Below are 21,268 nucleotides of genomic sequence, written 5' to 3' on the forward strand. Positions count from 1 at the left end.
GACCAGGGGGTTGATAGCAAAATCGTCATGACTCAGCCAGGATCTGGCTGACGTAGCGCGCGACGGCCCGTACGGCGCCCATCGTGCTCGGATAGTCCATGTGCGTCGGTCCGACGATGCCCAGCGTGGCCAGCACCTCGGACTTCGAGCCGTAGCCGGTCGCGACCACCGAGGTCGTCGCGAGTTCCTCGAAGGGGTTCTCGTGGCCGATCCGGACGGTCAGCGTCTGCGGGTTGGTCGCCTCGCCGAGCAGCTTCAGCAGGATGACGTGCTCCTCCAGCGCCTCCAGCACCGGCTTCACGTTCCGCTCGAAGTCGTCGCCGTACCGCGTCAGGTTGGCGGCGCCGCCGACCGCGATCCGCTGCTCGCCGACCTCGTCGGTGAACGCCTCCAGCAGCGTGGTGACGATCGCCGCGACCAGTGACCGGTCGGCCGGCGCGAACAGCTCCGGCACACCGGCCAGCGACGCCGTCGCGTCGGTCAGGCGCTGACCGGCCAGCGCCGTGTTCAGCCGGGACCGCAGGTCCGCGATCAGCTGCTCGTCGACGTCGTGCGGGTGCTCGACGTGCCGCTGCTCGACCCGGCCGGTGCTCGTGATCAGCACGAGCAGCAACCGCCGCGGGCTCATCGTGACGACCTCGATGTGCCGCACGCTCGACCGGTTCAGCGACGGGTACTGCACGATGGCGACCTGGCGGGTGATCTGCGCCAGCAACCGGACGGTCCGGCGGACCACGTCGTCCAGGTCGACCGCTCCGGCCAGGAACGACGTGATCGCCTTCTTCTCGGCGATCGAGAGGGTCTTGACCGTGCTCAGCTTGTCGACGAACAGCCGGTAGCCCGCGTCGGTCGGGATTCGGCCGGCGCTGGTGTGCGGCTGGGTGATGTACCCCTCTTCCTCCAGCGCGGCCATGTCGTTGCGCACGGTGGCCGGGGAGACGCCGAGGTTGTGCCGGTCGACCAGAGTCTTCGAGCCGACCGGCTCATGGGTGGCCACGTAGTCCTCGACGATGGCGCGGAGAACGTCCAGCTTGCGTTCGTCGAGCACGCGCACCACCCTCTCGGCCTCTTGGCACTCAATCCTTCAGAGTGCCAGTCTAGGCGGTCTCGGGCGACGCTCCCAACGGAACGGCCGCGGGGCGCGTCACTGTACTGGCCACATCAAGCGGCTGATCCTGCACCGCGGAGTCGACGAACGACTCGAGGACGTCGAGCACGTGGTAGGCCAGCTCGCCGCTGGCGCGGTGCGGCTCGCCGGTGCGCACCGCCCGGGCCATGTCCGCGACGCCGACCCCGCGCCCGGCCCCGGCATACCCGCCCGAGACCGGCACCTCGGTCCACTCGCGCTGCTCCGGGGTCACGATCTCGACGGTCCCGTCGAACCCGTTCGGGTCCGGTACGGACAGGCTGCCGTCCGTCCCGTGGACCTCGATCCGCGGCAGCCGCCCGGCCCACACGTCGAACGACATCAGCACCGTGGTCAGCGCGCCCGACTCGTGCTCCAGCACGCCGGTCACGTGGGTCGGCACCTCGACGTCGAACACGGTCCCGGCCCGCGGCCCGGTGTGGACCTTCCGCTGCTGCTTCGCCCGGCCGGCGCGGGCGGTCACCCGCACGACCGGCCCGAGCAGCGTCACCAGGCTGGTCACGTAGTACGGACCCATGTCGAGGACCGGGCCGCCGCCCGGCTGGTAGTAGAACTCGGGCGCCGGGTGCCACAGCTCGTGGCCGGGCGTCACCATGAACGCGGTCGCCGCGTGCGGGGTGCCGATGTCACCGCGGTCGATCACGGCCCGGGCCGTCTGGGTGCCGGTGCCGAGGACCGTGTCCGGTGCGCAGCCGATCCGCAGGTCGTTGGCGGCGGCGTACTTGAGCAGCGGCTCCGCCTCGGCACGGTCCATGGCCAGCGGCTTCTCGCCGTACACGTGCTTGCCGGCGGCCAGCGCGGCCTGGTGTACGGCGGCGTGCGCGGCCGGGATCGTCAGATTGACGACAATCTCAATGTCGTCAGCCGCGTACAGCTCGTCGGGGGTCAGCGCGCGGATCCCGTCGTTCTGCTCCGCGATCGCCTCGGCGCGGGAGCGGTCCAGGTCGGCGACCGCGACCACGTCGACGCCGGGCAGCTTGCCCAGGTGGTCGAGATAGGTCCCCGAGATGACGCCGGTACCGACGATCCCGACGCGTGTCACTTGCTCGCCCACAGCAGCCCCCGCTCGATGATCGTGCGGACCTCGGGCGTCTCCAGGTCGTCGAGCTTGTGACCGACCGTGCAGACGAAGACCTTGCCCGCACCCCAGGTGCGGGTCCAGACCGCCGGCATCACGGCGCCCTCGATCCACGGGTAGTCCGGGTGCGCCTCGAACGTCGTGGTGGCCAGGACGTTGTTGGTCGGGTCGTAGTGGATGTAGTACTGCTCGGTGTGCACGTCGAAGTGCGTGATGCCCTCGACGATCGGGTGGTCAGACTGCTCAGGGACCACCTCGACGCGGTAGTCGGTGAAGCCGTGCGGGTGCGAGATGAACTGCCCGCCGGTGATGAAGCTGTAGTCCACGTTCTTCCGGAACGAGTCGGCGATGCCGCCGTGCCAGCCGGCGAACCCGGTGCCGCGGCGGATCGCCGCCTCCAGGCCCTTGAAGTGGTCCTGCTCGATGTCGCTCATCGTCACGCACTGCAGGACGAGGTCGACGCCGTCCAGGTCGAGATAGGCGGCGGTCGTGTCGGAGACCGTGACATCGAATCCGTTCTCCTTGAGGAACGGGATGAACAGGTCGGTCGCCTCGACCGGCGAGTGCCCTTCCCAGCCGCCCCGGACCACCACAGCACGTCGTGTCGTCACACCGGCCACCCTTCGAAAGTTTCGAGATTCCGTTCGGAACAGTTGCGACTCTAGGTCCCGGGTAGAGGGCTTGCCAACCGTTAGTGTCGAAGGATGGGCTGGAAGTTCTGGAAGCGGGAGAATCCGATGGATCCGCAGGAGATGCTCGCGCGCGGGCATGCGGAGGCCAACAGCTTTCCGGCGCCGCCGCGGCCGCAGGACACGTTGCCGGTGGGCTCGTTCGGGATGACCGTCGAGGACGTCTTCTCGATCACCGGCCGCGGCACCGTGGTGACCGGCCGGGTGCAGGCCGGGACCGTCTCGGTCGGCGAGCAGGTGCTGCTCACCCGCGCCGGGCAGCCGATGCTGCAGGTCGAGGTGACGGGCGTCGAGATGTTCCGTAAGACGGTGCAGACCGCGAAGGCCGGCGACAACGTCGGCCTGCTGCTGCGCGGCGTCAGCCGGGACCAGGTGCTCAAGGGCGATGTGCTGAGCAAGTAATCTCGACGGCATGAACGAGCGGAGCGAGTTCATCAAGAAGCACAGCGTGCCTCGTGTCTCATCCGCGCCCGGAGCGAAGCGAGGACGTGGATGAGCAATTGGGCCGAGATCGGCGATCGCACCTGGGTCCGCCGGTACGACGAATGGGACCTGAACGTCGGCCTGGTCGTCGGCGCCGACGGCGCGCTGGTGATCGACACCCGGGCCACCACCGCGGAGGCCGAGCAGCTCCGCGAGCACATCCGCGAGCTGACCGACGCGCCGGTCACCTGGGTCGTCAACACCCACGCCCACTTCGACCACGTGGCCGGCAACGGCGTCTTCACCGACGCCACCGTCTACCTGCACGAGAACGCCGCCGCCGAGGAGGACCTGGCCGGTACGACGTTCGCGGCCGCCAAGGTGATCGACCTCGGCGACCGTCGCGTCGAACTGCTGTACGTCGGCAACGGGCACACCTCCGGCGACACCGTGGTCGCCGTACCGGACGTGGACGTGTTCTTCGTCGGCGACCTGCTCGAGGAGTCGGCGCCGCCGTCGTACGGCGAGGACTCGTTCCCGCTGGAGTGGCCGGACACGATCCAGGCCGTGGTCGGCATGATGCCGCAGGACGTGAAGATCGTCCCGGGCCACGGCGCGGTCGTGGACCTCGAGTTCGCCCATGACCAGGCGATCGAGCTGGGCAAGGTCGCGAACACGATCTCCACCCTGCACCACGCCGGCACCCCGCTCGAGGACGCGCTGAAGCACACCGAGGACTGGCCGTGGCCGGTCGACAAGCTCCAGGACGCGATCCGCCGCGGCTACCAGGCTCTCGGTACGCCGCAACGCCCGACGCTGCCCCTCGTCGGCCCGGGTTGACCCCATTCGGGTAGTTGTCCGTTGACACGACGTCATCCGGTCGCGCAACTTGTTCGGAACGGACAACGCCCGACCGGATGAGGTGGGATCAGATGGCCCAGCAAACTGTTCACCCGGACGGACGAGTCGAACTGGCTGATCCCGACGTGCTCGCGGACAGCCCGTACGCGAACGCCGAGCTCGCCCCGACCCGGCTGCCCGAGCGCACCTGGACGACGTACAACTACGCCGCGCTGTGGATGGGGATGGCGCACAACATCCCCAGCTATCTGCTCGCGTCCGGCCTGGTCGCGCTCGGGATGAACTGGCTGCAGGCGTTCCTGACGATCACCCTCGGGAACCTGATCGTGCTCGTCCCGCTGCTGCTGAACAGCCATGCCGGGACGAAGTACGGCATCCCGTTCCCGGTGTTCGCGCGGGCCTTCTACGGTGTCCGCGGCGCGAACCTCCCGGCGCTGCTGCGGGCCTTCATCGCGTGCGGCTGGTTCGGGATCCAGACCTGGATCGGCGGGCAGGCCATCTACGTGATCGTCGGCGAACTGTTCGGCAAGGGCTGGACCGACGCGCCGGCGATCGGCGGGCACCCGTGGACCATGTGGCTGAGCTTCGCGTTCTTCTGGGTGCTGCAGATGGTGCTGATCCTGCGCGGTATCGAGGGCCTGCGCCGCTTCGAGAACTGGGCGGCCCCGCTGGTGACGGTCGCGTTCGTGGCGCTGATGGTGGCGATCCTGGTGAAGGCCGGCGGGCTCGGGCCGATCCTGTCGCAGCCGTCGAAACTCGGCTGGGACGCCGACTTCTGGAAGATCTTCGCGCCGTCGCTGATGGGCATGATCGCGTTCTGGGCCACGCTGTCGCTGAACATGCCGGACTTCACCCGGTTCGGGAAGGGCCAGCGGCAACAGATCTGGGGGCAGATCATCGGCCTGCCGACCACGATGTCGTTCATCGCGCTGGTCTCGATCATCACCACCTCCGGCACCGTCGTGCTGTACGGCTCGGCGATCTGGGACCCGGTCGAGCTCACCCGGCGCTTCCAGAACCCGGTGATCGTGACGATCGGGCTGATCATGGCGATCCTCGCGACGATGTCCTGCAACGTGGCGGCCAACGTCGTGAGTCCCTCGTACGACTTCGCGAACGCGTTGCCGCGCTGGCTGAACTTCCGGACCGCGGGCGTGCTGACCGGAGTGATCGGCATCGTGATCCAGCCGTGGCGGCTGATCTCGGACCCGTCGATCTACATCTTCGTCTGGCTGTCGTTCTACGGCGGGCTGCTCGCGTCGGTGGCCGGCGTCCTGATCGCGGGCTACTGGGTGCTCGACCGGACGAACCTGGCACTCGCCGACCTCTACAGGCCCGGCGGCCGCTACTGGTACAACGCCGGCTGGAACTGGCGCGGTGTCGTCGCCACACTGTTCGGATCGCTGCTCGCGGTCGGCGGCGCGTACTCGAACCCGGGCGCCGGCCCGTTCCCGGCCGACGGCCTGATCCCGTTCCTCAAGCCGCTGTACGACTACTCGTGGGCTGTCGGCCTGGTCGCCGGATTCGCGGCCTACTACGCGCTCACGCTCACCGCGCCGAGCCGGGCGTCAACACCGACCACGACCGCTGCCAGTTATTAGCATTGGCGCGTGGCTGACAGGTATGGGAACGACGTACTCGCGGGTGACTGGCGCAAGCCCAAGAACGGGCGGACCGTCGAGGTCGAGATCGAGAAGGGCATGGTCGTCGAGGAGCCGAGCTCGGGCTTCGTCGGCGCGATCGTGCGCTGGGAGCACGGCGTCGTCGACCTCGAGGACCGGCACGGCAAGATCCGCACCTACCCGCTGGGCCCGGGCTTCTGGCTCGACGGCAAACCGGTCAGCCTGAAGCCGCCGAAGAAGGCCGGCCCGGCGAAGAAGACCCGGACCGCGTCCGGATCAGTGGCCGTCGACAACGTCCGGGCGAAGGTCGCGCGGGCCGGCCGGATCTACGTCGAGGGCAGGCACGACGCGGAGCTGGTCGAGAAGGTGTGGGGCGACGACCTGCGGATCGAGGGCGTCGTGGTCGAGTACCTCGAGGGCGTCGACGACCTGGTCCAGATCGTCAACCGGTTCCAGCCCGGGCCCGGGCGGCGGCTCGGCGTGCTGGTCGACCACCTGGTCGAGGGGTCGAAGGAGTCGAAGATCGCGGCCCAGGTGACCGACCGCTACGTGCACGTCGTCGGGCACCCGTTCATCGACATCTGGGAAGCGGTCAAGCCGTCGTCGGTCGGTATCAAGGCGTGGCCGCGGATCCCGCACGGCCAGGACTGGAAGAAGGGCGTGCTGCAGGCGTTCGGCTGGCCGGCCACCGACCAGGCCGACGTCGCCGCGGCCTGGAAGCACATCCTGTCCAAGGTGAACAGCTTCGCCGACCTCGACCCGGCCCTGCTCGGCCGCGTCGAGGAACTCATCGATTTCGTGACGCTGGACTGATGTCGGGCATCCGCCGCTCGATCCAGGACCGGATCCGGCGGCGGGTACGGCGGACGTACCAGGTCACCACGCTGAGCACCGCGCTCAGCGCCAGCACCGCGCCGGCCAGCACCGCGGCCGGGATCCGGACGGCGTCGACCAGCCCGGACAGCACGAGCAGCAGGACGCCGGCCACAGCTGTTGCCGCGGGCAACCATGGCTCGAAGATCGCGGGCCGGCGCGCGGGGCTCAGCTTGGCGCCGCGCACCATCCGGTCCCAGACCGTCTGCCGTGCCGGTTCGGTGAACCAGCGCGCGGCCCGCAGCAGCCACGAACCCGGCTGCTGCTTGCGGCCCGCGGCCGCCTTCACCCAGTCGCCGACCTGCGGACCGAGGCCGCCCGACACGTCGACCATCCGGTCGGCGAGGCCCTTGGTGATCGCGCGGCCCTCGGGGGACGCGTTCAGCTCGTCCCGCATCGTCACCAGCGCACCGAGGCCGGCATCGACCGGGAAGTCCCTGGCCAGCCGCTCGATCCGGCCGGCGACCGCGTCGAGCTCCCAGCCCTCGGCCCGCAGCACCTCGCGCTGCGTCTCGCGGATCCAGTTGGCGTCCGCACCGAGCATCGAACCGAGATGTGCGACGCAGTGCAGGCGACCCATCAGCCAGTCCCACCGCCGCCAGTCGGCCGCGCCGAACGCGCCGAAGTGGCCGACCTGGCTGCCGTACAGGATGCGGTCCTTCAGCTGGTTGGCGATCGATCCTTCCTGCAGTTCGTCCAGCACCGCGAGCGGGATGTCCGGCCCGAGGCGCAGGAATTGGAACGGCGCGCTGCGCTGCTGCGGTGTGCGCGCCGACGTACAGCGGGACACGATCTCGACCTCGACCGCGGTGTCGACGAGCTCCCAGCCGACCACCGAGATCAGCGCGGCGAACGCGTCGCCGAGCGCGCGCTGGATCTGCAACTGCTCGAAGATGTCGTTCAGCCCGACCGCGACCGCCTCGGCGCCGCCGGCCGGGCGCAGGTCGAGATCCGCGGCCGCCAGCTCCGCGTTCAGCGCGTCCCGGACGGCCTGGACCTTCATCAGGCAGTCGCTCGCCGCGGTCAGCCGCTTCTCCAGGTCGGCGCGCTCGGTCGGCGCCGCGGCGCCGACCCGGTTGCGCAGCGAGCGCAGGATCAGCCGGACGATGCGCTCGGCGGCGCCGGTCCCCCACAACCAGCTCGGGTTGCCCTCGGCATCGTCCCGGATCGCCGCCGTCGAGCCGTCCGGGCCGGGCACCCAGGGATGCTCGGTGGTCAGGATCTCGTCGATCTCCGACTCCGACAGGGCGGTCGCGGCGTCCAGCACGGTCGACTGGTCGTGACTGGCGATGGTGACCGCCTCCCACACGCCGCCGGCCGCACGGCCGCGGGCGTAGGCCGGCTGCAGCGCCTCGGCCGCCGCCTTCAGCCGCGCCCGATCCTCTGGTTGCTTCAGGCAACGGTCGAACAGCCGCTGGGTGTCCGACCAGGACGCGTCCGCCTCCAGGAGCAGCCGCTCCAACTGCTCGACGTCGGAGCGGAAGTCGACCTCCCGCGGGAACTGGACCGCGGACAGCGCCGCCACCCGCCAGCTCGGCTCCTTCGCACCGGGCAACGCGGTCGCCGCGCGCCCGATCCCCGCCGACGGTACGACGTACAGCACGTAGCGGCTGGCCTTGCCGGCGACCGGGCGCCGGGCGACGACATCGAGCACCGGGCCGAACGGGGCGTTGTCGAGGACGCCGCCGTCGATGAGCCAGGAGCCGGACTCGGCCGGGCCTGGCTGGATCCGGGGCGGTTGCGCGGCCAGCTCCGGCGTCTCCAGCACCGGTCCGAAGGCCGCCGGGAACGACGCGGACGCACGGGCCGCGCGCGCCAGCAGGTCGGTGTCCTTCAGCCCGTTCTTCACCTCGACGGTGAACTCCCGGCGCTCACCGTCGTACGTCGGCGCGTCCTCACTCGTGAAGCCGAACAGGTAGCGATGGTCCGGTACGACGAACGCCTGCCCGGCCGCGTCCTTCGCCTCGAACTGCTGCACACCCAGCCCGGACGCGGTGACGAACAGCGTCACCGGCTCCTCGGCGTCGCTCTCGCCCGCGTCGGCGACACCCTTCAAGAGGTCCTCGAGTTGCCGCAGGAAGTACTTGCCGTCGAGCACCGACGTCGACTTCGCGCCCGCGGACGGGACCAGCTTGCCGACGTCGAGCGAGCCGAGCCCGACCCATTTCCGGCGCAGCCACGGACCATCGTCGCCGTCGGGGTCGAGGGTCGAACCGTTTGCGATCGCGGTTGCCAGCAGCGAACCGTTCAGGCCGCCGGCACTGGTTCCCGCGATCACGTCGACGACCACGCGGCGCCGCTCCGCGCCGGTGTGGCACAACTCCCGCCAGCGGTCCGCGAGCACCGCGTCGTACTGCTGCGGGCCGGGCGCACCTTGGTCGCCGGACGCGCGCCGGATCAGATCGAGCTCATGCGTCACCCCGCCCATCCAGACCGCCAGGCTGACACCACCGTTCAGAACCAGCGCGATCCGGATCTCGTGGTCAGTCGACATGGGCGCCCCCTTTCACCCAGAGATACCACAGCGTTGCGCTCGAGGTGGGGCGGTCGCGGTTCGCGTGTTGGCGACGCCGGCGCCGGTGGCTGTCAGGCGCTGTCGCGGATGATCAGTTCGGTGTCGTAGATCTCCGGCGTGGTGTGTTCGGCGCCGCCGATCTTGGCGAGCAGGATCTCGGCGAGGCGGGCGCCGAGTTGTTCCACGGGCTGGCGGACGGTGGTCAGCTTCGGGGTCGTCGTGGTGGCGAGGACCGAGTCGTCGAAGCCGACCACGGCGACGTCCGCGGGCACGCGGCGGCCGTGTTGCGACAGCACCCGCAGCGCCGCGGTGGCCATCAGGTCGGACGCCACGAACAGGCCGTCCAGGTCCGGGTGCTCGTCCAGTAGGCGCAGGGCTGCCTGCTCGCCACCGTCGGCGGTGAAGTCGCCGTACGCGATCATCGCGGGCAGACCGGCTTCCTTCATCACTTCCTGGTAGCCGGTCAGGCGGTCGATGCCGGCCGTCATGTCGAGCGGTCCGGCGACCGTCGCGATCTTGCGGCGGCCGATCGACAGCAGGTGCTCGACGCCGGTCCGGGCGCCGGCGACGTTGTCCACGTCCACACTCGCCACCGGTACGTCGACCCCGAGCGGCCGCGCGCTGAACACGATCGGCAGCGGCAGCTGCGCGAGTTCCTGCAGCACGTTGTCGCGGCCGTGGTGGCTGATCACGATCGCGCCGTCGACGTGCCCGCCGCGCAGGTACCGCAGCAGACGCTGGTCGTCGGCTCCGGTCGGTTCCGCAGCCGGCTCGATCAGCAGCACGAGCTGGGACGACGTCGGCGCGAGCGTCCGGCTGACGCCGCTGAGCATGCCGGCGAAGAACGGGTCGGAGAACACCCGGCTGTCCGGTTCCGGGACGACGATCGCGATCGAGTCGGTCCGCCGCGTCACCAGCGCGCGGGCCGCCCGGTTCGGCACGTAGCCGAGCTGCAGGATCGCCTGCTCGACCGCCGCGACGGTGTCCGGCAGCACCTTCGGCGATCCGTTCACCACCCGCGAGACGGTCGCCCGCGACACCCCGGCGAGCGCCGCGACCTGCTCCAGTGTCGGAGAACCAGACCCGTTCATCGGCCCTCCTCAGTTCTCGATTGGCCTGCGTTCACACCGTAGTACGTCCGAGGACGAACGTGCGTCGGTCGTTGCCGGGAGGAGAGGGTGTGTTGGCAGAAATCCTTCAGTTGCCGGCGCGGGTGTTCGCGGTCTTCTCCGCCTCGGCGAGCGCCTGGTCCCAGGCCGCGGCCGAGGTCTGCTTGCCGTCGTCGACGCGCGCCAGCGCCGCGCTGAAGATCTGGTTGATCTCTCCGTCGCGGGGACCCTTGTGCTGCTTGAGGATCACGTTCCGGGCGCGGTTGACGAAGATCTGCCCGACCGGCGCGTTGTTGAAGTACGCGTTGACCTGCGACTTCACCTGCGGGTCGTCGTAGGCGTCGACCGTCGACGGGAAAGAGCCGATCTTCTTGAAGACCTTCACCTGCTGCTCCGGCGCGGTCAGCCAGGCGGCGAGCTTCGCGGCCTCCTCGGGGTGCGGCGACTGCGCCGGCACCGTCAGGTACGAGCCGCCCCAGTTTCCGCCGCCGCCCGGGAACACGTCGGCGACGTCCCACTTGCCCTTGCCGTAGGCGCCGGCGTTGTCCTGGATCACGCCGAGCAGCCAGCCCGGGCAGGCCATCGTCGCGAACTTGTCGCTGCGGAACGCCGCGTTCCACGCGTCGCTCCAGGCCGGCAGCCGCGCGGACAGCCCGTCCTTGCTGCCCCCGACCACCTGGTTCCAGGTGTTCTTGAGCAGCGGGTTCTCGTCGCCGAGGAAGCGGTCCTCGTTCGAGTAGTAGGCCTGGATCAGCTGGTTGCGCATCGCTTCCCAGGTCAGCACCGCGGAGTCGTACCAGGCCGAGCCCGGCACGCGCTGCTTGAACTTCCGGCCGGCCGCGAAGTACGACGGCCAGTCCTGGAACAGCTCGGCCACCTTGGCGCGGTCGGTCGGCAGCCCGGCCTTCGCGAACAGGTCGCGGCGGTAGCAGATCGCCTCCGGGCCGATGTCGGTGCCGTAGCCGATCATCTTGCCGTCCTGCGTGGTCGCGCCGGCCACCTTCCAGTCCAGCCAGCGGTTCCGCAGGTCGTCCCCGCCGTACTGGCGCAGGTCGACGAACTTGTCGTCCTTGGCCAGGTACTTGTAGATCCAGCTGACCTCCATCGCCTCGATGTCGGCCAGGCCGGTGCCGCGGGCCAGGTTCGCGTCCAGGTTCTTGACGTGGTCGTCGACGGTCTTGGCGTGCTTCTCCACGATCGTGATGTTCGGGTGCTGCGCCTCGTACTCGGCGTACAGGTCGGCGTACCCGAACTCGTTGAAGGTGGCGATGGTCAGCTCGATCTTCGGCCCGTCGGCACTGGACCCGGCCGATTCGGTGCTGCCGGAACCACTGCCGCAGGCGGTGACGAGCAGGATCGCGGCGCACGCCAGCACGCCGGCTACGGGGCGATAGCGGGCACTGGGCCGCATGCAAAGCTCCTAGGGGGTGTCTGATGGTCCCGCGCCGTCGCGAGCAGGTGCTCGGTGCGGTGCATCGGCGCGCGGGGGCGAAGGTCTCGATGCGGAGCATCGTGGCCTTTGCACCCGTGCGGCGAGGTGCCGTGCCGAGTGCCGCGCAGTAGGCGCGGGGCCATCAGACACCCCCTCAGAACTTGGACGGAGTTGAGAGCGCTCTCGGATCGCGAAAGTGAGCTGAGTCTCAGGGGTCCGCACTGGATATGTCAAGCACCCTGTCGTCACTCTGAGATACGAGGCCGAACAGGTCCGGACATAGTGTCATCGCTGGTCACGCTGCGAATCACGACGATCACCGAGGGCACTGAACGCTGACAGTTCGCTGTGCGTGATCAGCGCTTCACAGGCGGCCCGACGGAGTCGCGGACCACGACGACGGTGCCGAGCGTGGTCATCGGCTGCTGGTGCGCGAACGGATCCGCACTCGGCTCCTGCCCCGCCAGACCGGCCCGAACGGCGGCCCGCCCGAGCTCCTCCAGCGGCACCCGGACCGTGGTCAGCGCCGGCTGCAGCTCGGTCGCCACCGGTACGTCGTCGTACCCGACCACCGAGACGTCGTCCGGGATCCGCAGGCCGCGCTCGCGCAGAGCGGCGTACACACCGGCGGCGACGATGTCGTTGGCGGCGAAGATCGCGGTGAAGCCGAGGCCGTCATCGAGGGCTTTGAGCGTTTGCTGATAACCCCATTGCCGGCCGAACGCGCCGGTCCGGACCAGGCGCGGGTCATGCTCCAGCTTGCGGGCCGCGAAGGCCTGGTGGAATCCACGCAGCCGGGCGGTGGTCGTGGACAGGCTCGTCGGGCCGCCGAGATACAGGATCTTGGTGTGCCCGGCGCTGAGCAGGTGGTCGGTGATCGCGGCGGCGCCGCCGATGTTGTCGTACTCCACGGCGTACGCCGGGACGCCGTCCTCCAGCCCCGGCCGGCCGCAGAGCACCAGGCTGGACCCGCTGCTCGCCAGCTGCCGGGCCCGCTGCCCGACCGCGGCGAAGTACTCCTTGTCCTCGACCGCGCCGCCGACCAGGATCACGGCGTCGGCGCGCTGCTCGAGCAGCAGGTCGACGAACCGCAGCTCGGCGGCCTCACCGCCCTGCGTCGAGCAGACCAGGCAGAGCCGCCCGGAGGCGAGCGCCTCGGCCTGCACGCCGCGGGCGATGTAGGCGAAGAACGGGTCGACGATCTCGCTGACCACGATGCCGACGACGCGGGTGGTGGAACCGGCCAGCGCGCGGGCGTGCGCGTTCGCGACGTACCCGAGGTCGCGCATCGCGCGCTCGACCGCGGCCCGGGTCGAGGCCGCGACCGGATAGTTGCCGTTGACAACTCGGGAGACGGTCGCGGTGGAGACACCGGCCCGGGCGGCCACGTCCCGGATCGTCCGGGCCGCCTCCGGGTCACGCCGGCGCGCCCGTGTCCGGGGCGGTTCCGCCGCCATCACCCACCTCCTCACCCAGCTGTACGCGGGCCCGGGTACCGTCGGCGAACCGCACGGAGACGTGGAACCCGTCCACCGTCACCTCGATGCTCTCCGCCAGCTGCCGCGGCCAGACCGTGTCGCCGGACAGTACCACCGCCGAGACCAGCACCCGCGGACCTTTCCCGTCGTGCTCGGCGTCCAGGTACGGCGTGGCGGAATGCGGGCCGAACGCGTTGGTGTCGAGCCCACGCCGTACGTCGGCGCTGCCGTAGCCGTACAGGCCGATCATCGCGGTGGTCAGCCGATCGATCCGCGTCGCCTGCGCCCAGACATCGCCGGTGTTCGCCTCGGGGCGGTGCTCGCCCGCGACGGCGTACCCTCCGTGCCGCACGACTCCGGCCGGGCCGTCCACGAGGACGCAGCGCACCTCGATGCGCCCGTGCACCAGGCTCGCGACCTCGATCCGCGACTCGCCCGCCTGCCACCAGGAATGCCCGTCGGCGATGCGCTCGATCCGGGTCCGCTTGCCGGCCAGGCTGATGTGGTTGTCGAGCTGCTCGTCGGTGAACTCGGGGCCTGTCCGGCTCGAGTAGGCGAGACGGTTGTAGTGCGGATCGCCTTCGGCTCCGTGGTCGCTGCCGTGGTTGAGGAGGCGGACCAGGCCGTCGTGTTTCGTCGCCTGGACGAGGAAGCCCGGCGCCGGCATCGTCCGGATCTGGTCGTGCTCGTCGAGCGGCACCGCGGCCTCGCGGGCGGTCCACACCTCGTGGTCGGCCGGGAGCAGCAGCCCGAGGAATCCCTTGGACGCCCAGTACGGCGACGCGGGTCCGGAGTACGGCTGCGTCGTCGGCAGGAAGTGGTGGTGCCAGCCGAGCGTCAAGAGGCCGCTGCCGTCCGGCACACCGTGATCGACGAAGTGCCTGAGGGTGCCCGAGCAGAGGCGGCGGGTCTGACCCGGAGTGAGCGGCGTGGCGTCGAGGAGCGCGCCCATCCAGTACGGCGCCGCGGTGGCCATCCGGTAACAGAGGGAGCGACCGAAGTGGATCGGTGCGCCGTCGGTACCGGTCAGATGGACGGCGTCCTCGAGGAAGCGGTGCAGACGTTCCTTGTAGACCTCGAGGCGGCCGGCCGCAGCAGGTCCGGCCATCCGCGTCCACAGGCCCGGGTACAGGTGCATCGCCCAGCCGATGTAGTGGTCGAAGTTCTGCCCGGGGCCGTCGGAGTACCACCCGTCGCCGACGTACCCGTCCTCGATCCGGTCGAGGCCCGCGTCGATGTCGTCCTGCGCGTACGACGCTCCGACGGAGGCGAGGAACTGCTCACCGACCACCTGGAACAACCGCCAGTTGTTGTCCCACGTCCGTGACCCGACGAACCCGCTGAGCCAGTCGACAACATTTTGCTGCTCGCGTCCATCGAGCTTGTCCCACAGCCATTCCCGCGACTCGTGCAGACCGACCGCGATCGCCGCCGCCTCCACCATCTGCTGCGAACACGGCGTCAACCGCGGCCACTCACCCGCCGCACCGGCCACCAGCCCGGGCGCGTACCGCTCGACCAGCCGGTCGTCTCCCCCGGTCGCTGCAATCCGGAACGCGGCCAGCAGGAACGACCGAGCGAACCCCTCCAGCCCGTCACAGTCCGCCCCCGACCAGCTCCCCCGCCCCGGCAACCGCACCTGCGCCCCACTCGCGGTGAACCAAGGCACCAACGAATCTAGCAAGTGATCCGCGACCGCCAGCCAGGTCTCCCGCGTGTACCCGGTCCGCGAAGAAAGAACCCGATCCGGCGCCGGCAACCGCAGCTGCCCCATGCGCCCCTCCTGCTCTGCATCCGCACCCCACCCGGCGCTCACGCGCCCCGCCCCACTCCGCAGGCACGCGGCGTCACGCGAGGGGATAACCCCTGGCGGTGGGGGTTCTCTGCTGGCACACCAACGGAGAACCCCCAACTCGCGGGGATATCCCCTCGTGCGACGGACAGCCGGGTCCTCTGCTCGGTGCGGCTCATGCGATTCGCCTCAGGTCTTCGTGGGTGATGCCGTGGGCGAGGGGCCGGCCGGCGGCCAGTCGCTCGATCTCGGCGATCGCGGAGTCACCCAAGCGGGTGGATTCGTTGCCCATGGCACCGGCCAGGTGGGGGGTGATGAAGACGTTGGGGAGTCGGAGCATCGGGGAGTCGAGTGGGAGTGGCTCGGGGTCGGTGACGTCGAGGATCGCATCGAGGCGGCCGGAGACGCACTCCCGTTCCAGGGCGGCGTGATCGACGACCGGGCCGCGCGCGGTGTTGATGAGTACGCCGCCGTCCGGCATCGCGGCCAGCAGCTCGGCCGACACCAGCCCCTCGGTCTCCGGCAGCAGTGGTGCGTGGACGCTGACGATGTCGCTGGCCGCGAACAGCTCCGGCAACTCACACCACCGCGCGCCGTACGCCGCAGCCTCCGCCCGACCCAGGAACGGGTCGTACACCAGTACGTCGACATCGAGGCCGCGGAGCCGTTCGAGCACCAGCCGGCCGATCCGGGACGCCCCGAGGACGCCGACCGTCGTACCCAGCGTGCCGAGGATCGGTGCCCCCGGCAACGGTCGCTTCAGGCCCGAGGTCCGGAACCAGTCGCGGTGCCGGAAAGCCCGCTTGCCCGCCAGCACGATCGCGGCGACGGTGAACTCCGCGACCGGCACCGCATTCGCGCCCGCCGCCGACGACACCTCCACCCCGCGCTCGAAGACCACCGGGTCCACGAACGTCTTGATCGTCCCGGCCGCATGCACGATCGCCCGCAGCTTCGGCGCTGCGTCGAGCACGTCCGCGGTGATCCGGGGACACCCCCAGCCGGTCAGCAAGACCTCCGCGTCGGCCAGATCGTCCGCCACTTCCGCGAAGGAACCGGCCAGCCGCGGCACACCGTCGACCGCCCCGACCCGCGGCCGGCCGGTGTCGAGGCCTCCCGGGACGTCGAGGCCGAGCACCTCGGCGACGGCAGCGAGACGGGCGCGCGCCGCCGGCGTGACCACCTCGGACCAGGTCTCCGCGGGCATCGCCACGAGCGTGCGCAACCGCGGACTGCTGCCCCGGTCGGGTTCAGGATTCGGCACGGATCACTCCTAGTAAACGGTTACTAAGAACCGTAGGCAGACTGTCGACCATCGGTCAAGACAAGTTCCACGAACGCTTGACAGCAAGGCGCTGAACGTTTCATGGTTGCTGCCACCACCACAGCAACCGTTTACTATCAGGAGGCGCCCAATGCACCGCGTCAGCCGCTCCCCCGGCCGCGCCACGTCCTGGTCCGCCCGCCGGGCAGCCTCCCGAGCCGCCCGCCGAGGGCAGCACGGGCGCGGAGGCCCTGGGTTGGGGGCCCGGTTGTGGCGGGATCGGGTGATGTTGTTGCTGGTGCTGCCCGGGTTGCTGTTCTTCGTGGTGTTCCACTACGTGCCGCTGCTCGGCAACGTGATCGTCTTCCAGGACTACCAGCCGTATCTCGGGTTCAAGGAGAGCCCGTGGGTCGGCTTCGGCAACTTCGCGGTGTTCGCCGAGCCGGACTTCTACCGGGCCTTGCTCAACACCCTGAAGTTCGCGCTGCTCCAGCTCGTCCTGTTCTTCCCGGCGCCGATCGGGCTGGCGCTGCTGCTGAACAGCATCGTCAGCCCGAAGGTCAAGCGGTTCGTGCAGAGCGTCGTGTACCTGCCGCACTTCATCGGCTGGGTGATCCTGATCTCGATCAGTCAGCAGCTGATCGGCGGCACCGGACTGCTCCCGCAGCTGCTCGGCGAGCTCGGTCTGCCACGCGTCGACCTGATGACGAGTTCCGGCTTCTTCCCCTGGCTGGTGACGCTGCAGCTGATCTGGAAGGACGCCGGCTGGGGCACGATCATCTACCTCGCCGCGCTGCTCAACATCGACACCGAGCACTACGAGGCCGCGGCGATCGACGGCGCGGACCGCTGGCGGCGGCTGTGGCACGTCACGCTGCCGGGCATCGTGCCGGTCACGTTGCTGCTGCTGATCCTGAACCTGGGCAGCATCCTGTCGGTCGGCTTCGAGCAGATCCTGCTGCAGCGCGACGCGGTCGGCGCCGACGCGGCCGAGGTCCTCGACACCTACGTCTACTTCCACGGCGTCCTCGACGGCCAATGGGGTCCGGCGGCAGCCGTCGGCCTGGTCAAGGGCGCCATCGGCCTGGTGCTGATCCTCGGCGCCAACAAACTCGCCCACCGTTTCGGCCACGAAGGGATCTACAGCCGATGAAGACCTCGCAGCGGCCGCCGTGGATGGAGGCACCGAGCAAGGCCGGGCTGGCGATCAAAGGCGTGGTGATCGCGGTCGTCTGTCTCCTGGTGCTCTACCCGTTCGTCAACATCGTCGCGACGAGCCTGGCCGGCGAGTCCGAGATCACCCGGCGCGGCGGCCTCATCCCGTTGTTCCCGAGCGAGCCGACGCTGGCGGCGTACAAGACGATCTTCGCCGGCGGCGTGGTCAGCCATGCGCTGCTGGTCAGTGCGGGCATCACAGTCATCGGTACGGCGCTGAACCTGGTCGTCACGATCGCGCTCGCGTACGGGCTCAGCCGGCCGATCGTCGGCGGGCGGTTCGTGTTGACAGCAGTATTGTTCACAATGCTCTTCGGGGCCGGGATCATCCCGAACTTCCTGCTCGTCAAGGCGCTCGGGTTGTACGACTCGTACGCGTCGCTGATCGTCCCGGGCCTGGTCAGCGCCTTCAACTTCCTGGTGCTGCGCAACTTCTTCCAGAACATCCCGGCCGAGCTGCTCGACAGCGCCCGGATCGACGGCGCCGGCGACCTCGCGATCCTGCTCCGGATCGTGCTGCCGCTGTCGAAGGCGGTGCTCGCCGTCGTCGCGCTGTTCTACGCGGTCGGGCACTGGAACGCGTTCTTCAACGCACTGCTCTACCTCAGCGACACCGGCAAGTGGCCGTTGCCGCTCGTGCTGCGCCTCTACGTCCTGCAAGGACAGCCGGTCGGCGGTGCTTCCGAGTCGCCCGGCGAGGCGGTCGCGTCGATCCAGGCCGTGCAGATGGCGGTCGTGGTCGTGGCGCTCGTCCCCATCCTCTGCGTCTACCCGTTCCTGCAGCGCTACTTCACCAAGGGCGTACTCACCGGCGCCATCAAGGGTTAGGAGAAACACCGTGACCACCAGTCGCAGAAGCTTCCTGCGGAGCGCAGTCGGCGTCGCCGTGATGAGCGCCACCGGCGTCCCGACGCTGGTTGCCTGCAGCAACGGCAGTACGGCGGCCGGGCCCGCCCGCGCGTCCTCGGTGACGTTGCCGACCTACGTCGCCTTCGACGGGCCGAAGCCGGACCTCGCCGGCACCGCGGACGGCGTACCGCCGGGGTACCTGATGTACCCGAAGGACCTCGTCACCACGGTGAAGACGCCGCCGCTGTCCGGCGGCAAGGTGAGCGTGATGACCGACATCTTCGACCCGCTGCCGCCGGCCAAGGACAAGAACGCGGCCTGGCAGGCGGTCGAGCAGAAGCTCGGCGGCACGCTCGACCTGACGATCGTCCCGGACAGCGACTGGGCGACGAAGTTCCAGACGGTGCTCGCCGCCAACGAGCTGCCGGATCTGGTGCTGTTGTCGGATTCGAGTCTTGTCAACAATCTACCGGCCTTCTTGTCGGCAAAGTGCACCGATCTGACGCCGTATCTGTCCGGTGACAAGGTCAAGGACTACCCGAACCTCGCGAACATCCCGCAGGTGATCTGGCAGGCGTGCGTGGTGCAGGACAAGATCTACGGGCTGCCGATCCCGCGCAGCATCACCGGCGGTGCGGGCTTCTACAACAAGCGGCTCTTCGACGCGGCCGGTATCGAGTACCCGGCCACCGCCGAGGACTTCCTGGCCGCCTGCAAGGAGCTGACCAGGCCGCAGCAGGGCCAGTGGGCGATCGTGAACTCCAAGGGCAACACGTTCTTCACGATGATCCAGCAGATGTTCGGCGTCCCGAACGGCTGGAAGGACGACGGCGGCAAGCTGACCCGTAGCTTCGAGACCCCGGAGTACAAGGCCGCCCTCGAGTTCGCCGTCCAGCTCGTCAAGGCCGGCGTCACCGTGCCCGGCTCCGACGGGATCGACGGCACCGCCCGCAAGAACGCGTTTCGCGCGGGCAAGGGCGCGCTGGTGTACGACGGCTTCCCGGCGTACTCCGGGTACGTCAAGGACATGTCCCGGCTGGACCCGGACAACGACCCGCGGGCGTTCGTCCCGATGGCGCCGAAGGGCGGCAAGGCGAACACCTGGTCGGACAACATCCTGTTCGCCTACACGCTGATGAAGAAGGCCGACGAGCAGCGCGCCAAGGAGCTGCTCGCGGTGGCGAACTTCTTCGCCGCGCCGTTCGGCAGCACCGAGAACCTGCTGCTCACGTACGGCGTCGAGGGCGTCGACTTCACCCGCGACGCGAAGGGCAACCCGACCCTGACCGGCAAGGGCGAGGCCGAGATGACGGTGCCGTGGAAGTACATCACCGCCCCGCCGCAGGCGCTCTACAACGCCCAGTTCCCGACCTACGTCGAGCGCGCGCACGAGGACCTGACGAAGCTGATCGGCATGGTGGTCAAGGACCCGACCGCGAGCCTCATCTCGCCGACCAACGACAAGTCCGGCGGCGACATCGGGCAGGCGCTGACCGACGTCCGCAACGACGTGATCGCCGGGCGGAAGCCGATCAGCGCGTTCGAAGCCGCGGTGCAGAAGTGGGCGAAGGACGGCGGCGACAAGATCCGCGGCGAGTTCGAGTCGGCCTTGAGCGGCGGTGCGAGCCCGCGATGAGCTGGCTGACCGAGGCGCGGTTCGGGCTGTTCGTGCACTGGGGCATCTACGCGGCCGCGGCGCGGCACGAGTGGGTGAAGTCGTACGAACAGCTCACCGACGACGACTACCAGCCGTACTTCGACCACTTCGAGCCGGACCTGTACGACCCGGTGCGCTGGGCTGACGACGCGTGGAACACCGGTATGCGCTACCTGGTGATCACCACCAAGCACCACGACGGGTTCTGCCTGTGGGACTCCAAGCTGACCGACTACTCGGCGCCGAACACGCCGTGGGGCAAGGACCTGCTCGCGCCGATGGTCGACGCGTTCCGGGCGCGCGGGTTCAAGATCGGGCTGTACCACTCGTTGCTCGACTGGCACCACCCGGAGTTTCCCGTCGACCTGTACCACCCGCAGCGCAAGGACGTCGACTTCATCGACCGTACGGCCGGCCGCGACGTCTCGAAGTACGCCGACTACCTGCACGGCCAGGTCCGCGAGCTGCTCACGGGATACGGGCAGATCGACGTGATGTGGTTCGACTTCTCCTACGCCGATCGCGGGTTCAACGCCAAGGGCCCGGACGAGTGGCGGTCGGCCGAACTGCTCGCGATGGTCCGCGAGCTGCAGCCGGGCATCCTTGTCAACAATCGACTGGGACTCGGTGCGGGTGACTTCACCACGCCCGAGCAGGTGCAACCGCCGGGCAACGAGGTTGCTGCCGGCAACGGGACGCAGGTGCCGTGGGAGGCGTGCCACACCCTCAACGGCAGCTGGGGGTACCACCGCGACAACCACGACTGGAAGTCGCCGGCGCTGCTGATCCGGATGCTCGTCGACGCGGTCTCGAAGGGCGGCAACATGCTGCTCAACGTCGGCCCGAACGGGCGTGGCGCCTGGGAGCCGCGCGCACTCGACGTCCTCTCGGGCATCGGGGACTGGGTGCGGCTGCACGAGCGGTCCGTGCGCGGCTGCGGTCCGAGCTCGTACGTGCCGCCGGCGGATTGCCGCTACACGCAGAACGGGCGGCGGCTGTACCTGCACGTGTTCGCCTGGCCGATGGGTCATCTCCATCTGCCCGGGCTGGGCGACCGCGTCGAGTACGCGCAGTTCCTGCACGACGCGTCGGAGGTCAAGCGGGTGGACGTCGATCCGGCGGCCCCCGGGCACACGTACCTCACCGGCCTGCCGGAGAACACGCTGACGCTCAAGCTGCCGAACCGCGCCCCCGAGGTCGACAGCTGCGTGATCGAGCTCTTCCTGCGCGACTGAGCCCGCCCCGAACGACGAAGGCACCCACC

General features: G+C 69.5%; 16 protein-coding genes and 1 pseudogene. 8 read left to right on the forward strand and 9 right to left on the reverse strand.

Annotation, left to right across the window (positions count from 1 at the left end; all coding sequences use genetic code 11):
* Nucleotides 1-25 precede the first annotated feature (25 nt).
* The 3 genes from hrcA to AB0L64_RS26665 are packed head-to-tail and all read right to left on the reverse strand — an operon-like array spanning nt 26 to nt 2,836.
* Nucleotides 26-1,048, reverse strand: coding sequence for a heat-inducible transcriptional repressor HrcA (gene hrcA / locus AB0L64_RS26655; protein ID WP_363714256.1), 1,023 nt, complete (start codon nt 1,046-1,048; stop codon nt 26-28).
* Between the two features lie 49 nt (nt 1,049-1,097).
* Complete coding sequence (locus AB0L64_RS26660) at nt 1,098-2,201, reverse strand: Gfo/Idh/MocA family oxidoreductase (RefSeq protein WP_363714258.1); 1,104 nt, start codon at nt 2,199-2,201, stop codon at nt 1,098-1,100.
* The gene (locus tag AB0L64_RS26665; protein ID WP_363714260.1) at nt 2,186-2,836 is read right to left on the reverse strand and encodes a ThuA domain-containing protein; all 651 of its coding nucleotides are present in this window, start codon (nt 2,834-2,836) and stop codon (nt 2,186-2,188) included. Before AB0L64_RS26665 ends, AB0L64_RS26660 begins: the two co-directional genes overlap by 16 nt.
* 177 nt (nt 2,837-3,013) lie before the next feature.
* Between AB0L64_RS26665 and AB0L64_RS26670 the strand changes: the two are divergent.
* The 4 genes and pseudogenes from AB0L64_RS26670 to AB0L64_RS26685 form a co-directional block, all read left to right on the forward strand.
* A pseudogene (locus AB0L64_RS26670) lies at nt 3,014-3,313 on the forward strand (EF-Tu/IF-2/RF-3 family GTPase); the annotation flags it as partial.
* A 93-nt stretch (nt 3,314-3,406) separates the two neighbouring features.
* Nucleotides 3,407-4,177: an MBL fold metallo-hydrolase gene (locus tag AB0L64_RS26675; RefSeq protein WP_363714262.1), complete on the forward strand. Its 771-nt coding sequence runs from the start codon at nt 3,407-3,409 to the stop codon at nt 4,175-4,177.
* Between the two features lie 92 nt (nt 4,178-4,269).
* Nucleotides 4,270-5,799 carry an NCS1 family nucleobase:cation symporter-1 gene (locus AB0L64_RS26680; RefSeq protein WP_363714264.1) on the forward strand — a complete coding sequence of 510 codons (1,530 nt, stop codon included), beginning with the start codon at nt 4,270-4,272 and terminating at the stop codon, nt 5,797-5,799.
* Between the two features lie 9 nt (nt 5,800-5,808).
* Nucleotides 5,809-6,633 (forward strand): DUF3097 domain-containing protein, encoded by an 825-nt coding sequence (locus AB0L64_RS26685; RefSeq protein WP_363714266.1) that lies wholly within the window; start codon nt 5,809-5,811, stop codon nt 6,631-6,633.
* On the opposite strand, the gene AB0L64_RS26690 is transcribed toward AB0L64_RS26685, so the two are convergent.
* From AB0L64_RS26690 to AB0L64_RS26715, 6 genes are all read right to left on the reverse strand, one after another.
* A complete protein-coding gene (locus AB0L64_RS26690; protein WP_363714268.1) occupies nt 6,608-9,187 on the reverse strand; it encodes a DUF3376 domain-containing protein in 2,580 nt (859 codons plus the stop codon). The genes AB0L64_RS26685 and AB0L64_RS26690 overlap by 26 nt on opposite strands.
* 92 nt (nt 9,188-9,279) lie before the next feature.
* A complete protein-coding gene (locus tag AB0L64_RS26695) occupies nt 9,280-10,299 on the reverse strand; it encodes a LacI family DNA-binding transcriptional regulator (protein WP_355689019.1) in 1,020 nt (339 codons plus the stop codon).
* A gap of 106 nt (nt 10,300-10,405) precedes the next feature.
* Entirely contained in the window at nt 10,406-11,728 is a 1,323-nt protein-coding gene (locus AB0L64_RS26700; RefSeq protein ID WP_363714271.1) for an ABC transporter substrate-binding protein, read from the reverse strand.
* A 377-nt stretch (nt 11,729-12,105) separates the two neighbouring features.
* Nucleotides 12,106-13,206, reverse strand: coding sequence for a LacI family DNA-binding transcriptional regulator (locus AB0L64_RS26705; RefSeq protein ID WP_363714273.1), 1,101 nt, complete (start codon nt 13,204-13,206; stop codon nt 12,106-12,108).
* Entirely contained in the window at nt 13,166-15,001 is a 1,836-nt protein-coding gene (locus tag AB0L64_RS26710) for a DUF2264 domain-containing protein (RefSeq protein ID WP_363714275.1), read from the reverse strand. The genes AB0L64_RS26705 and AB0L64_RS26710 overlap by 41 nt, the downstream gene beginning before the upstream one ends.
* A gap of 193 nt (nt 15,002-15,194) precedes the next feature.
* Entirely contained in the window at nt 15,195-16,283 is a 1,089-nt protein-coding gene (locus AB0L64_RS26715; RefSeq protein WP_363714277.1) for a hydroxyacid dehydrogenase, read from the reverse strand.
* Between the two features lie 286 nt (nt 16,284-16,569).
* Here AB0L64_RS26715 and AB0L64_RS26720 point away from each other — a divergent pair, with 286 nt between their 5' ends.
* The 4 genes from AB0L64_RS26720 to AB0L64_RS26735 are packed head-to-tail and all read left to right on the forward strand — an operon-like array spanning nt 16,570 to nt 21,239.
* Nucleotides 16,570-17,436 carry an ABC transporter permease subunit gene (locus AB0L64_RS26720; RefSeq protein WP_363714279.1) on the forward strand — a complete coding sequence of 289 codons (867 nt, stop codon included), beginning with the start codon at nt 16,570-16,572 and terminating at the stop codon, nt 17,434-17,436.
* A complete protein-coding gene (locus tag AB0L64_RS26725) occupies nt 17,433-18,326 on the forward strand; it encodes a carbohydrate ABC transporter permease (RefSeq protein WP_363714280.1) in 894 nt (297 codons plus the stop codon). Before AB0L64_RS26720 ends, AB0L64_RS26725 begins: the two co-directional genes overlap by 4 nt.
* Before the next feature lie 10 nt (nt 18,327-18,336).
* Nucleotides 18,337-19,983 carry an extracellular solute-binding protein gene (locus AB0L64_RS26730; RefSeq protein ID WP_363714282.1) on the forward strand — a complete coding sequence of 549 codons (1,647 nt, stop codon included), beginning with the start codon at nt 18,337-18,339 and terminating at the stop codon, nt 19,981-19,983.
* Nucleotides 19,980-21,239: an alpha-L-fucosidase gene (locus tag AB0L64_RS26735; protein ID WP_363714284.1), complete on the forward strand. Its 1,260-nt coding sequence runs from the start codon at nt 19,980-19,982 to the stop codon at nt 21,237-21,239. Before AB0L64_RS26730 ends, AB0L64_RS26735 begins: the two co-directional genes overlap by 4 nt.
* The last annotated feature ends 29 nt before the right edge of the window (nt 21,240-21,268 follow it).

It is taken from the genome of Kribbella sp. NPDC051936, from assembly GCF_040680955.1.
Lineage (GTDB): Bacteria > Actinomycetota > Actinomycetes > Propionibacteriales > Kribbellaceae > Kribbella.